The following is a 13,729-nucleotide window of genomic DNA, read 5'->3' as shown; positions in this document are numbered from 1 at the left end:
TGATTTAGATGGTAGAGCAAGATATATTGATGGAAATGAATTAAATCTAGAGGATAGAGGGTATGTTCAAGAGGCATTGGCAGGTAATTCAAATATTTCTGATATGATAATAAGTAGAGCTATCAATGCACCAGTGGCCATGGCAGCAACACCAATTGAAAATGATGGTCAAATTGTAGGAGCTTTAATAGCCAGAATGTTAGGTAGTGATATAATAGATATAGTTAGTGATATAGAAGTTGGTGAAAGAGGATATGCATATATGCTAAATAGTCAAGGAACTGTTGTTGCTCATAGGGATATGGACTTAGTTATGGAGCAATTTAACCCTTTAGAGGAAGTAAAATCAGACCCTAGTCTAAGAAGTTTAGCTGATATGACCAATGAAGTTATTAATTCTGAATCTGGTTTTAGGAAATACTCATTTGAAGGGCACGATCTTTTTATAGGATATAATCAACTAGATGATATGGAATGGAATATAGGTGTAACTGCTCCTGTTAGCCAAGTATTAGAAGGGATGTATAGGCTTAGATTATTAATAATAATAATTTCATTGTTGTTTTTAATAATTTCTATTATTTTTGTTTATCTAATTGCCAATAGTATTACTACTCCTATAGAAAGTACAGTAGAAGAGTGTGAAAAAATGGCTAAAGGTAATTTTACTAGAAATATTGAAGATAAATTTACTAAAAGAAGAGATGAGATAGGCAGATTGACAAAAAGTTTAAATAAAATAAACTTTTCTATGAGAGAGATGATAAGTAAGGTTAATGATAGTATAGAAAATATATCAGCATATAGCGAAGAACTATCAGCTTCAGCTCAGGAGGGTAATGTAGGTATAGAGACTACAAGTGGATTAATTGAAAGTATGTCAGCAGGGATAGAAGAAATTTCAGCATCTTCACAGGAAGTTGCTAGCTTTTCTGAAGGAGCTATTGAGCAGACTACTACAGGTAGTAAAAATATTGAAGAGACTGTCAGAAGTATTAAAGAGATAAATGGAGTAATTGAAGAAACGGTAGTGGTTATAAAAGATTTAGATGATAATTCAGAGGAGATTGGACAGATAGTTGAATTGATAACTAATATAGCAGAGCAAACTAATCTTTTAGCTTTAAATGCTGCTATTGAGGCTGCTAGGGCTGGAGAGCATGGACATGGTTTTGCTGTAGTAGCAGATGAGATCAGATCTTTGGCAAGTGAAACAGCTAAAGCAACAGAAGAGATCTCTAACTTAATTAATAGGACTCAAGAACAATCTAAAGAGGGGATTGAAAAGGTTAAAGAGGTTGAAGTTAAAGCTAAAAAAGGTCAAGAGATTGCTCAAAAGACAGGAGAAATGTTTGGAAACATTAAGAAGTCAGTAGAAGAAACATCTTTACAGATAGAACAGACTGCTAAAGCAAGTAATGAGTTGGCCCAAAATAGTGATGAAATAGTAAGTGCAACTGAAGATATAGGTAATATGTCTAATGAGATATCTAATTCTTCGCAACAGTTGGCCCAAATGGCTCAAGAGTTACAAGAGTTGATAGCGCAATTTAAAATATAGATTAAATTGGAATGTTGTTTGTTGAGATTTTATGGAATTTTTAAAGTTTTTCTATTGGAAATTGTATTATTTATTGGTATAATATAATTATAGAGATGGTAAAAAGTCATTGGGGAGGGATTGATTAAAGGAGATTCTAAGACTTATTAAAACTAATTTAATGGAACACTATTGGGATATCTATGAAAGACAACAAAGTATTTGTTCTTTGGTCTAAAATCTGATCTAAAGGGGGATACACTGATGAGAGTAAAGAGAAGAGAAGTAGATTATCAGCGAACTTTTCATAGTAATCAGGATACTGTAAGTAATTCAAATTCGGTTAATAAGGTGTCTTTTTTTAGTTCTGGAGATTATAAGTCTCGTTTGGATAAGAAATCTCTAATGATATTTAACATAAGAGGCTGAATATATAAGTAAAAGAGGTATGTAATAGAAATTTCTATTACATACCTCTTTTTTAGGTTACTCTAATTATTTTGTACCAAGAGTAATGGATAAATGATTGAAGTTGAAGTTTTATGTTTACAATGTTTACATTTAATCTTATATCTTTAGCTTTATATAAGAAAAGATGTGGATTATAATCTTTGTTAGTAAAGGAAGGGCTAATCTAATAGTAAACTTTTGTATAAATGAAAAAATGAGTTTAGATGATAGATTGTTATTAATTTTGTTTATTTTTAATAAATCTCTAGCAGTAAATTAGCAGGTTCTTTTGATACTATCTAAAATAGTTAAAAATATCGATCTAAAGATTATCTTTGATTTTAAGTAAATAGATTTTAGTACGGTTGGATTAGAAATTATACTTTAAAGCTCTTTGATCTAAGAGTAGATTATTTTTTATAAGGGGAAGCAATATTTATTAAGAAGTGAATGTTTACAATGTATAAATTTAATCTTGTATTTATAATTTTATATAAGATTAAATTGTTTTTTTATATTATTTTAATGAAAAAGAGGATATTTTTTATGTATATGTAAGTATACAGATAAAGATATGAAATTATATTAATAATATTAGCTTTTTATTATTTAATTGTTTTAATTATATTTTAAAAAAGGTTTAAAGCGTAAGGATAGGTTAATTTAATGAACATTTTATTTTCAATAAGGTATATTAGGTTTTTCTTTAGATATAGAAGGTAAATTGGTCTATATATTTTTTTTAATTAATTTTATTGAAATTTAGGCTAAAGTGAAGTATAATGAAATCATAGTGATATTTTTACCAATTGCTCAATATTATAACAAGATAATTATTATAAGTATATAAGCTATAGATTTTACTTAATTTATTTAAGAATAGGGGAGGTGGAGTAAGTTGAATAAGGAAAATTTTACTGTTAAAGATGTGGCTGAGTATTTAAACCGTAGTGAGACTACAATCTATAATATGTTAAATAATAATGAATTACCTGGAATTAAATTGGGTGGTAAGTGGATTGTAAGAAAGAAAGATCTAGATAATTTCTTAAATGATAAATTAACTCAACAGCAAAGTTAATATAAAAGAGCATAGGTTACTATGCTCTTTTATTTAGCTTATCTTATATTTTTAATAAAGATAAATTATTCAAAGTGAAGATTAATAGTCATAAGACTTAGGAGGATGTGGGCAAGATGGACTTTTATTTTTTAGAAGAGTTTCTTAAAGACCTTGATTTAAATGAGTTAAAAGAAGCACGGTCTTTAGTAAATAAGGTTTATAAAAAAAAGAAAGCTAAAGAGAGTAAGAAGAGGTTGGTAGATAGTTATACTAATGAATATGGAGTTTACTTTAGGTTAGAGAAGGTCTTTTGTAATAAGGATAATTGTAAGAAGTGTAAAGTAGAGAATGTGGGTCATGGTCCCTATTGGTATAGTTATAAAAATGGGAAGAGAAAATATGTTGGAAAGAAAGCTAAAGAGGAGCTTGATGAGATTAAAGGTCTTAGTCAGTTAATGAGAAAGAATAAGGATAATAGGTTAGGTTATAAAAGATAAGAGATCATCTGTATATTTTGTATGCAGTTGATCTCTTATCTTTTATATTCACGTATACTTTTTATACAAAATCATTGACAAAAAAATCCATAACATATATAATACTCTTGTAGATGTAAATTTATTACAAAAGAGAGAATAAAATATATTTTTAAGGGAGTGTTTATATATGAGAACTCAGAAGGTAAATGTTATAGGGGTAGATTTAGGTTATGATTCTGTAAAGATGATGGCTAAAGATCAGGAAATTATCTTTCCTTCTTTGGCTGAAGAGGAAGAAGAGGGGATCTTGTCTGAAAGATCATTTGATTTGATTAACAAGGATAGTATTAATGATAGGTTTGATCCAAAGAAGATTATTATTGAATTAGAAGAAGGGTTAGGTGAGCAGGAGAGTGCTAATAGGATTTATCGAGTAGGAGATTATGTACTTAATCAAAGGTCTGCTTCTGTAAGTTATTCTTTATCTGATAAGAAGTATGAGGAACCAGAAGAGTTTGCTAAGTTATTAGCTGGTATATCTCTTTTATTTCCTAAAGCAAATAAGGTAAGCATTAGAAATTTAATTACTGGACTTCCAATTAAGTATTATGAGAATCATAAGGAGTTTTTTAAAAATAAACTGGAGAATAATTTTAAGATTAAGATTAGTAATGTCAGTAATCAGTTTGTTGAAAAGGAAATTGAAATTAGAAAAGCTACTATTATACCTCAAGGTTTAGCTTCTTATTATGATTTTGTAATGAATAGTGAAGGTATGGTTAGTAAAAATATAGAGGATGGCTTTGGAATAATTGATTTGGGTGGACTAACTATTGACTGTGTTGCTTTTAATGAAGGAGAGTTAATTAAAGATTCTCCAATTTCTTTTAGTGATGGAGTTAGGACTAGGATTTTTAAGAAGATTCAAGATTCTTTGGATATAGATATTGCTCAGGATTTGATAAAAAGGGCTATTTTAGAGGGAAATGATTTTATAAAAGTTAGAAATGAGACTTATAACTTTGAGGCAATTAAAGATCAAGCTATAGATAGGTTAGCACGAGATATTGCCTTACAGATTAAAAATAGATGGGGATCTTATTTGATGATTGATAGAGTCTTGATTACTGGGGGAGCTACTATATTACTCTTTGATAAGGTTAATGAGTATCTAGCAGATTTTCCATGTGAGAGAATAAATCAAAACCCTCAATTTAGTAATTGTCGTGGATATTTAAAGTTAGGACTAGCTTTGGAGCGAAAAAGAGAAAATGAGTTGAAAAATAAGATAAAGATGAAAAAAATTAATGCTATTGATAAGAATAAGATAAAAAATAAATCTGTAGCAAACCAAGGTTAGAAGTGATAATATGTCTAAATTATGCCTAAGTGTTAGGATAACAGATAAGTATTTTAGTATAGAAGAGATTGCAAAAATTGAAGAGGAATTAGAGGGTTGTGAAAATAAATCTGCTTTTTTAAGAAATGCAATTAGGGAGTATCTTAAGCTTGAAAAAAATTATAGTAATGAAGTTAAAGGCATAGGATTAAGTGATAGTAATTTTAAAGATCTAAAAAGATTGATAGAAGAGAATAATATGTTGCTTAAGTCCTTAAAAGATGAAGGAATGAACTTTAGTTATAAGGAGAGCCAGACTGTTTATGAAGGTGATGAACAGGAGGTAAAGACTGAACAAGTTCTTAATCTGTTGGATCAATTTTAATAAAGATAAAAGAAGTCAGCTGATAATTATCAGCTGACTTCTTTTATCTTTATTCTTCATCGTATTCATAATCGTAGGGCTCAGATTTAACGGGAGTATTATTTTCTTGACTATCCTCTTCTTGTTCTTCTTTTTTATTAGTTGATTTTAATTGACCAAGTAGATTCATTAATTTAAGTATTATTGTTGGGTCTATTCCATTGGTATTATTATTACTATTAGTATTGAGCATACCAAGTATATTATCTAAGCCTAAAGAGTTTTGGCTTCCTTGGCTATTGCTTTGACCTAGAAGAGAAGTTAGTGTATTTAATAGATTATTGTTAGGGTTTTGAGTATTGGAATTTGTTGAGTTATTTAGCTTTTGAATTAGGTTTTGTATTTGTTGAGTATCTATATTATTGGAGTTTGATGGAATTAAATTATTTAATGGGCTAGGTGAGTTTGATTCCTGAGCTATACTGACTATATTTAATAAATTTAATAGTCCTAAGATGGATATGAGTGAGTTGGGCTCTAGTTGTTGTTGAGACTGAATATTAAGGATACTTAGTAATTTGTCGACGGTTTTTGCTTCTGGAAGAAATAAATATTCATCTTGATACATATAGTTCGCCTCCTTTCTATAACTATATTAATTAAATTACTGAAAATTACTTAAAATATCACGATTTCTATATTTTTTCATATGATATAGGGAAAGAAGTGTATGGTTTGAGGGGATGATAGACTTTAAAGATTATTGAAGTTAAAAGATATTTATTTATAGATTAAATATTTTTAGAAGGGAGGTATAGTTTATGAATAAGGAGCCTTTAGATGAATTTCAATTAGAAGAAGATCAAGTTAAAAATAAGGGATCTTTAAACCAAAGTATATTAAGTAATGATTTGTTATTACTTCTTGTGATATTATTTATTTTTTTTAGTAATACTGATAAGTTTGCTAAGCAGTTTAAATTTTTAAATGATAATGTAAAGAAGGTAAAAGATTATTTGGATATGGCTGATGCTACTTTACAGGCTTTAGATCAGGCTAGCCAGATACCTAAGCAGATGTTGGATTAGATAGTAGTTAAGAATTAAGGATTAATAATTATAAAAAATTAGGTATTAGGTAACTGAATGGAGTAGGACTTTGCAGGCTCTTTGACGATAAAGTAACGTGAAAAATCCTCGAAGGAAAAATGAGAAGAGAAATTCTGTGAGATTTCTCTTCTTCTCAAAAATAGAGAACTTATGTTCTTTATCTTTTTTTGTTTAAAATATTTAACAACAACAGATATAAGGATGATGATTATGTGGATTATATAATAGTTTTTCTGTTGTAGTTGTTGTATATCTTTTATATCTTATATATCTTTAGGGTCCTAGAAACCCTATTAAATCAAGGGGTTAGAGAGAAATAAAACGAGAAATTAGGGATATAAAACGAGATTTTAGGTGAAAGAAACGAGTTTTTAGGGGGATAAAACGAGAAATCAGGGAGATGTAACGAGGTTTTTATTTGTTTATTTCGTTATAACATGGTATGATTTAGTTATCAAATAAGAAAGAGGATATAAAAGATGAAAAAAGAGTTATTAAATAAGCCAAATCAACTTATTGCATTAAAAACCAAAGGTAAGGTTACTTTAATTCAAAGGAAAATTTATAATGTCTTTTTAAAAATAGCACAAAATGAAGTTAAATTTTCTAATTTAGAAGAGATAGTAGAAGATAAAGTATATTCTTTTGAAGTAGATTGTGAGATAGTACATAGTATGGCTGGAGCAAAAATTAAAGATCTTAATTACATTGAAGAAGAATTAGAGGATTTAATGGGAATAGTAGCAACAGTTCGTAATGAAGATAATCGTATTGATTGGGATAAATTTAGTATATTGCCTAAGATAAAGAAGAAGGATGGAAAGTATAAATATATGCTTCTTGGTAATGTTGTTAAATCTTTGAGGGATCAAAATTATTTCACACCTTTAAATCTTATTATGCTTAAATCTTTATCTAGTCAATACTCAGTTATTTTTTATGAATTGGCAATTCGTTATCAAAAGTACAAGATACCTAAAATGAGTATTGAGAAGGTTAGAGAGATAACTAATACTGAAGATGATTATGAGAGAGTATACGATTTTAAAAAGTATGTTTTAGATAAAGCTTGTGAAGAAATATCAGAAAAGACGGATATTAAGTTATCTTATTCTACCGAAAAGAGAGGTAGAAGGATTGCTTTTATTGATTTTGAAATTGAGAGAAAGAAAGAAAAGATTAAAAGTGAAGTTAGGGTTAAGAAGGTGGATTATTCTAAAGAAGTTTTGGAGCTGTTTGAAATTCTTCCTAAAGAGGAGCAGGTAGAAACCCATAAGAGAGAGTTAAAGGATTTGCTGGACAATCATAGCTTTGAGTACATAAAAGGGGATATAGAGTATGCTAAGGGGGCTAAGCCTGATAATTTCTTTGGGTTTTTGAAGGCTTCTTGTGATAGTGGGCATTATGCTGCAGCTAAGCTGGAGAAGAAGGAGAAAGAAAGGGAGTTGGCTAGGAAAAAAGCAGAGGAGGAGAAGCTAAAGAAGCAGATTAAAGATAATATAGAGAAGAAGTCTAAAGAGAAAGCCGTTAAGATGTATAATGATTTATCTAAGAAAGAGTTAGATAAATATGATGATGAGTATGATAGGATGGCTAGGTTTGTACCTGAGAATATAAGACCAAGTAGAGAAGAGTATATAGTGGGAAGCTTACAAGATGAAATTAGAGAGGAGTTGGAAGAGCTTCTTTTTAATTAAGAGTTAAGGATTAAGAGTTAAGAATTATAAACCTTAAAAGCTTAAAAGCTTAAAGGTCAAAGGCAGTTAAAAACAGTTGAGAGTTGAGAATTGATAGTTATGAACCTCAAAGATTTTAAAATATTAGGATCAAAGGCTTGGCACAGATTAAAATCTGATAAGAGCCGATTAAATCTGATTAAAACTTTCTTTTTAATTAAAGATTAAAGGTTAAGGATTATAAAGCTTCAAATATAATTAAGAGTTGTAAAACTTAAAAGCTTAAAACTTTTAAACCTTTAAGAGCAGTTGAAAGTTGAGAGTTACCACTCAAAGACTAGTTCTTCTTTGTGGTTAAACCAGAGGAAGAAGGTGTATTGGTTGGCTATTAAATAATCGATATCTTTAAGTAGAGTCTTTTCTCCGATTATTGTATGGTCTTGTAGCTTATCTAGCCAGTCTTTGGTGGTAGCTAGGTACTCACAGTCATAATCTTTGTTAGGTACTTTTTGAAGTCCAGGTAAGTCTTGGATTTTAAGCATGTTGGCCCTCCTTGTTAATTAAGAGTTAAGGATTAAGAGTTTAGAATTATAAACCTTAAAGCAATTAAAAAATTTTGTGATTTACTTATATTTATGAGGTTGGGCTTAGAAGTAGAATGAGATCTTAGTGGAGGTAGCTAGTTTCTAGCTGCCTTTTTTGTTTGGGGATATTGTCGAAAGATGTTGGAAATAGATTCTTTTAATTGATTTAAAAGGAATTTAGCCTTTGAAAGCATAATTATATAAGTTATGGTGTTAATCTTAAGTTAATTAAAAAGAATAGATATCAAGGAGCAGATTTAATAATGAAAAAAATACAAAACTGTAATACAAATAAAGAAATATTAAAAGTTAGCTTCTAATGTGACTATTCAAGAAGTAATAGGAGCTAAAAGATATTATAATACTCAAAGATCTATAGTAGTCACAAATAACTATTTTATTAAATCTGCTAGAGAATTAGCTAAGATAAATGATGTTGAATTATGAGATAGAAATATGCTTTTAAAAAAACTAGACTTAATTTATTAAAAAGGTTGGTGTTGTTATGCAAAGATATTATTCAAAAATATATTGGCATTTTACTGGAAGTCCAGATGTTAATTGGAGTAAAGTTAAAATGCCAAAAGAGATAGAAGGGGAATATAAAAAAGCAAGTGAATCAGTTGAAATATTAAAACTTATATTAGCATCAAAAAAATTACTTGCAGGTTCACCAGAAAAAATTCATGGTAATGTTAGAACTAATGGGTTTTGTTGTGTATGTGATATACCTTTTAAAGACTTGATATACCATGCAAATTATTATGGTAAAGTAGCTATTGGATTTTCTGCTAATTCAATTTATAAATATTTTAACCCAGTATTATATAAAGAGTGTAACTTTCCTATTCCAAGCGATATAAAAGTAGATTCGAATAGAAAATTAGATCCTGAAAAGACATTTGATTCTAAAGCATCAGTTTATAAACTTATGAGTTATTTATTCAATCTAGAAGAAAGTGAAGAATATAATGTTTTTCTTAATAAATATTTAGGTGAATTAAAAAAGTATATAAAAATTACACATTTTAGTGAAGTGGATAATGAAACTTTTTATAGGGAAAGAGAATGGAGGAGTACTGAAGGAGATTATCATTTTACTGAAAAAGATATTGAAGCTTTATTAGTTCCTAAAAAATTTATTTCTGAAGTTAAAAATCACTTGGACATAAATAACTATAAAGATAATATAACAATAATACCGTTTGAATTTCTGGAAAAAGCATAACTATTTTATCTAAGGTAAATTAGAATAAAGATGATAGATATAATTCAAATGGGAGGAGATTAATATTTTAAAGCAAAATCCATTTTCTATTTATGATTTTTTAGGTTATTTAATACCTGGAGCAGTATTTATATATGCATTAATTTCTCTTGATTTTTTAGAATTTTTAGAACAAAATATACTTGGTTTTAATTCAGAATTAATTTTTAATAGATTGAGTTTATTTGAAAGTAACATAATAATTATATTAATATTACTTTCTTATCTTATAGGTCATATAATTAGTTTTCTTTCTTCTATTACCATTGAAAGATACTCTATATGGGTATTAGGATATCCATCTAATTATTTACTTGATATACAAGATGAAAATGAATTAGGTGTTTTTAAAATCAAGAAAAATAAATGGATAAGGCGTTATATTAGGGGGTTTAATATACTTATTTTATTACCTCTTGTTTTTATTGATACTATAATTGGAAGGTTATTTGGCATTAATAAATTAGTTGCAAAAAATATAAGTTGTTTGCAATTAAAAGAAGGTATTAAAGAAAAAATCAAATTATTTGTTAGTGATAATTTTTCTTTTGATGAAGTTAAAGAAGAAGATTGGTTTAGATTAATTTATCATTTTTCCTCGGAAAAATCTCCAACTCATTTTTCAAAAATGCAAAATTATGTAGCTTTATTTGGGTTTACTAGAACAACTACTTTTATTTTTAATATCTGTTTCTGGATAACTTTAGTTTTAGGATTTACTAATCATATTAATAGATATAATATGGTTGCTTTATTAATTCTTTTTACTTCATTAACATATCTAATGTATATTTGTTTTAATAAATTTTATAGGAAGTATAGTTTAGAAGCATTAATGGCATTTACAGTGATTAATTGTGAACCATTTTGTATATCTGATAAAACTGAAAACAAATCAGATAAATTAATTTTACCATAAGAAGATATCTTATCGTGCAGGTTGGTACTAAGGTAGTGGTTTTTGCTGCCTTGGTACCAACCTGCTTGCTTTAAAAGCAGTTGAAAGTTGAGAATTGAGAATTGTTAAACCTTAAGAGCAGGATGGGTTGGGAGGTTTTAAGGTTTTATGATCTTGGCATGGTGGGAATCTATAAAATTTAGAATTAAAGATTAAGAATTAAGAATTCTAAAAAATAAGGAAAGATCGAATAATTTTTAAATAATTCCCACTATGCCTGATCCCCCTTCCTTGGTCTGTATGATTGAAGGGGGCTGCTAGGTCCTAGGTAACGGAGTGGAGTAGGACTTTGCAGGCTCTTTGACGATAAAGTAGGGTGAAAAAATCCCCGAAGGCAATATTTGTGAGATTTCTCTTTCTCTCAAATGTTAGATAGATACTTTTGGCTGATAGAGAACTTATGTTCTTTATCTTTTTTTTGTTTAAAATATTTAACAACAACAGATATAATCCTGATTATTATGTGGATTATTTGATAGTTTTCCTGTTGTAGTTGTTTTAATAGTTTTAATATGTTTTAAAGAGTTTTCCGACCCTTGTGAGCCCTTGTAGTTACTGGGTTTGTGGAGGTGAAATGCTACCTTTTTAATGTCAAAAACTACTTTTCTAATGCTTAAAACTACCTTTTTAATGCTTAATGCTACTTATTTAATGTTAAATACTACTTCTTTTATTGATTAGTAGTATTTATTTGTATATAATAAGATATAATAATAACGAGGGAGGTTTATATGGGTAATAATCTGATTGTAAAACATAATGAGGTAATTGAAAGTAAGTATAATATGACAAGTACAGAGGCTAAGATAGTAGCAAAATTAGCCTGTATGATAAATATGGATGATGAGGAGTTTAAAGAACATAAATTTAGGAGTAAAGATTTATTAGATGAGTTAGGATTAGGAGAGACAAATTACGCAGCTTTGAGAGAGAGTATAGAAAGATTAATTACAAGGAAGATTGAGATTAATCAATCTGATAAGAAAAGGTTGGTAACTACTTTTTTAAGTAGTTGTGTATATAACAATAAGAATAGTACGATTACTTTAAGTTATGATCCAAAGTTGAAACCTTATTTCTTGCAATTAAAGAATAACTTTACTAAGTATTATTTAGAAAATATCCTTGAATTAAAGAGCTTTTATTCGATTAGAATCTATGAGTTGTTAAAGCAGTATGAGAGGATAAGAGAGAGAACTCTTGGGTTAGAAGAGTTAAAGAAGATGCTTGGTGCAGAGAATAAGAGTTATAATAGGTATAATAATTTTAAGAGGAAGGTGTTGTTACAAGCCCAAGAGGAGATAAACCAGAAGACGGATTTGAAGATGAGCTTTGAGGAGGTTAAGACTGGAAGGAAGGTAACGGGAATTAAGTTTTTAATAGATAAGAAAGAGGTTGTTAAAGAGAAGGTAGAGAGTTTTGGTTATGATGAGAAGAAATATTCTAAGGAGGTACTGGATCTTTTTGACCTATTACCCCATCAGGAGCAGGTAGAGGCTCATAAGAGGGAGTTAAAGGCTTTGCTGGACAATCATAGCTTTGAGTACATAAAAGGGGATATAGAGTATGCTAAGGGGGCTAAGCCTGATAATTTCTTTGGGTTTTTGAAATCTTCTTGTGAGAGTGGGCATTATGCTGCTGCTAAGCTGGAGAAGAAGGAGAAAGAAAGGGAATTGGCTAGGAAAAAAGCAGAGGAAGAGAAGCTAAAGAAGCAGATTAAAGATAATATAGAGAAGAAGTCTAAAGAGAAGGCAGTTAAGATGTATAATGATTTATCTAAGGAAGAGTTAGATAAATATGATGATGAGTATGATAGGATGGCTAGGTTTGTACCTGAGAATATAAGACCAAGTAGAAAAGAGTATATAGTGGGAAGCTTACAAGATGAGATTAGAGAGGAGTTGGAAGAGCTTCTTTTTAATTAAGAGTTAAGGATTAAGAGTTAAGAATTATAAACCTTAAAAGCTTAAAGGCTTAAAGGTCAAAGGCAGTTAAAAACAGTTGAGAATTGAAAATTGATAGTTATGAACCTCAAAGATTTTAAAATATTAGGATCAAAGGCTTGGCACAGATTAAAATCTGATTAAAACTTTCTTTTTAATTAAAGATTAAAGGTTAAGGATTAAGAATTGTAAAAAATAATGAAAGATCGAAACTTTTGCAGTTTAAAGAATTCCTACTATGCCTGGTCCACCTTCCTTGGTGTGTATAATTAGAGGGGCTGCTAGGTCCTAGGTAATGAAGCGAGAGGAGTTGAGATTTTAATTAGGATAGGTGGTACTTAAGTGGGTTTCTTAAGTTCTACCTATCCTTTCCTTGTTCTTAAAGGCAGTTGAGAGTGGAGAATGGACTTTGCAGGGTTTGAGTGTTGATATGTAATTTATTTAGTTGTTTTTAAAGGAATTAATTAACTCAATTAGAAAATATATATGACAAATAAATAAGAAGTGATTACTATGAAAAAGAAAAGTTTAATATTTCTAATGATTTGTTTAGTGGTATTAGCATTTTCACAGATTGCTTTTGCCGAAAATACTAATATAAATACGAACACTAATAATATCACAGTAAGTTTTGGTATAACCACACCTATCTTAGGAGGAACTGATGATAAGTACATAAATGGTGAAAAATTTAGTACTTCCATAAGTGAAATTAATTGGACGCTTGGCTATACTAAGAGAAATTATTTTGGAGACGGATTACCTTCTAAAGGGGGCGCTGGTTACTTTGAGTATGGAACTATGGTTATATTATTGCTATACATAGGTCTTGGGTATACTTATAGATTTAATGATACTTTCTTTGTAAGTGCTGGAATTCCTGACTTTGCAATTGGATTTACATTTTAATAAGAAAAGGACCATCAATTGATGGTCTTTTTCTTATTTGTTAAGGGT

15 protein-coding genes are annotated in these 13,729 nt (G+C 29.0%); 13 read left to right on the top strand and 2 right to left on the bottom strand.

Annotation, left to right across the window (positions count from 1 at the left end):
* From HALSAC_RS14905 to HALSAC_RS0103375, 6 genes are all read left to right on the top strand, one after another.
* The coding region (locus tag HALSAC_RS14905; protein ID WP_051412059.1) for a methyl-accepting chemotaxis protein at nt 1–1,561 on the top strand (1,561 nt) is incomplete at its 5' end.
* Nucleotides 1,562–1,804: 243 nt separating this feature from the next.
* Nucleotides 1,805–1,969 carry a hypothetical protein gene (locus HALSAC_RS17005; RefSeq protein ID WP_156924132.1) on the top strand — a complete coding sequence of 55 codons (165 nt, stop codon included), beginning with the start codon at nt 1,805–1,807 and terminating at the stop codon, nt 1,967–1,969.
* A gap of 919 nt (nt 1,970–2,888) precedes the next feature.
* The gene (locus HALSAC_RS0103390) at nt 2,889–3,071 is read left to right on the top strand and encodes a helix-turn-helix domain-containing protein (protein ID WP_027339081.1); all 183 of its coding nucleotides are present in this window, start codon (nt 2,889–2,891) and stop codon (nt 3,069–3,071) included.
* Nucleotides 3,072–3,187: 116 nt separating this feature from the next.
* Nucleotides 3,188–3,550, top strand: a complete 363-nt coding sequence (locus HALSAC_RS0103385) for a DUF6788 family protein (RefSeq protein ID WP_027339080.1) — start codon at nt 3,188–3,190, stop codon at nt 3,548–3,550.
* A 169-nt stretch (nt 3,551–3,719) separates the two neighbouring features.
* The gene (locus HALSAC_RS14900) at nt 3,720–4,892 is read left to right on the top strand and encodes a ParM/StbA family protein (RefSeq protein ID WP_051412058.1); all 1,173 of its coding nucleotides are present in this window, start codon (nt 3,720–3,722) and stop codon (nt 4,890–4,892) included.
* Between the two features lie 10 nt (nt 4,893–4,902).
* The gene (locus HALSAC_RS0103375) at nt 4,903–5,256 is read left to right on the top strand and encodes a hypothetical protein (RefSeq protein ID WP_027339079.1); all 354 of its coding nucleotides are present in this window, start codon (nt 4,903–4,905) and stop codon (nt 5,254–5,256) included.
* Nucleotides 5,257–5,305: 49 nt separating this feature from the next.
* Here the strand turns inward: HALSAC_RS0103375 and HALSAC_RS0103370 are convergent, their stop codons facing one another.
* On the bottom strand, nt 5,306–5,863 hold the full coding sequence (locus HALSAC_RS0103370) for a hypothetical protein (protein ID WP_027339078.1): 558 nt from the start codon (nt 5,861–5,863) through the stop codon (nt 5,306–5,308).
* 193 nt (nt 5,864–6,056) lie between these two features.
* Here HALSAC_RS0103370 and HALSAC_RS0103365 point away from each other — a divergent pair, with 193 nt between their 5' ends.
* Both HALSAC_RS0103365 and HALSAC_RS0103360 read left to right on the top strand, forming a co-directional pair.
* On the top strand, nt 6,057–6,323 hold the full coding sequence (locus HALSAC_RS0103365) for a hypothetical protein (RefSeq protein ID WP_027339077.1): 267 nt from the start codon (nt 6,057–6,059) through the stop codon (nt 6,321–6,323).
* Between the two features lie 500 nt (nt 6,324–6,823).
* The gene (locus HALSAC_RS0103360) at nt 6,824–8,041 is read left to right on the top strand and encodes a replication initiation protein (RefSeq protein WP_027339076.1); all 1,218 of its coding nucleotides are present in this window, start codon (nt 6,824–6,826) and stop codon (nt 8,039–8,041) included.
* Nucleotides 8,042–8,343: 302 nt separating this feature from the next.
* Here HALSAC_RS0103360 and HALSAC_RS0103355 read toward each other — a convergent pair whose 3' ends face one another.
* Nucleotides 8,344–8,562, bottom strand: coding sequence for a hypothetical protein (locus HALSAC_RS0103355; RefSeq protein ID WP_027339075.1), 219 nt, complete (start codon nt 8,560–8,562; stop codon nt 8,344–8,346).
* Between the two features lie 363 nt (nt 8,563–8,925).
* Here HALSAC_RS0103355 and HALSAC_RS17790 point away from each other — a divergent pair, with 363 nt between their 5' ends.
* The 5 genes from HALSAC_RS17790 (at nt 8,926) to HALSAC_RS0103330 (ending at nt 13,681) form a co-directional block, all read left to right on the top strand.
* On the top strand, nt 8,926–9,051 hold the full coding sequence (locus HALSAC_RS17790; RefSeq protein ID WP_084804303.1) for a restriction endonuclease: 126 nt from the start codon (nt 8,926–8,928) through the stop codon (nt 9,049–9,051).
* A 58-nt stretch (nt 9,052–9,109) separates the two neighbouring features.
* Entirely contained in the window at nt 9,110–9,832 is a 723-nt protein-coding gene (locus tag HALSAC_RS0103345) for an abortive infection system antitoxin AbiGi family protein (protein WP_027339074.1), read from the top strand.
* A 214-nt stretch (nt 9,833–10,046) separates the two neighbouring features.
* Nucleotides 10,047–10,790, top strand: coding sequence for a hypothetical protein (locus tag HALSAC_RS0103340; protein ID WP_027339073.1), 744 nt, complete (start codon nt 10,047–10,049; stop codon nt 10,788–10,790).
* 770 nt (nt 10,791–11,560) lie between these two features.
* Nucleotides 11,561–12,754 carry a replication initiation protein gene (locus HALSAC_RS16290; RefSeq protein ID WP_051412057.1) on the top strand — a complete coding sequence of 398 codons (1,194 nt, stop codon included), beginning with the start codon at nt 11,561–11,563 and terminating at the stop codon, nt 12,752–12,754.
* Nucleotides 12,755–13,312: 558 nt separating this feature from the next.
* The gene (locus HALSAC_RS0103330; RefSeq protein WP_211231295.1) at nt 13,313–13,681 is read left to right on the top strand and encodes a hypothetical protein; all 369 of its coding nucleotides are present in this window, start codon (nt 13,313–13,315) and stop codon (nt 13,679–13,681) included.
* Nucleotides 13,682–13,729: the final 48 nt, after the last annotated feature.

The organism is Halonatronum saccharophilum DSM 13868 (assembly GCF_000517025.1).
Taxonomy (GTDB): domain Bacteria; phylum Bacillota; class Halanaerobiia; order Halobacteroidales; family Halobacteroidaceae; genus Halonatronum; species Halonatronum saccharophilum.
This window is presented reverse-complemented; position numbering and strand designations above follow the sequence as displayed.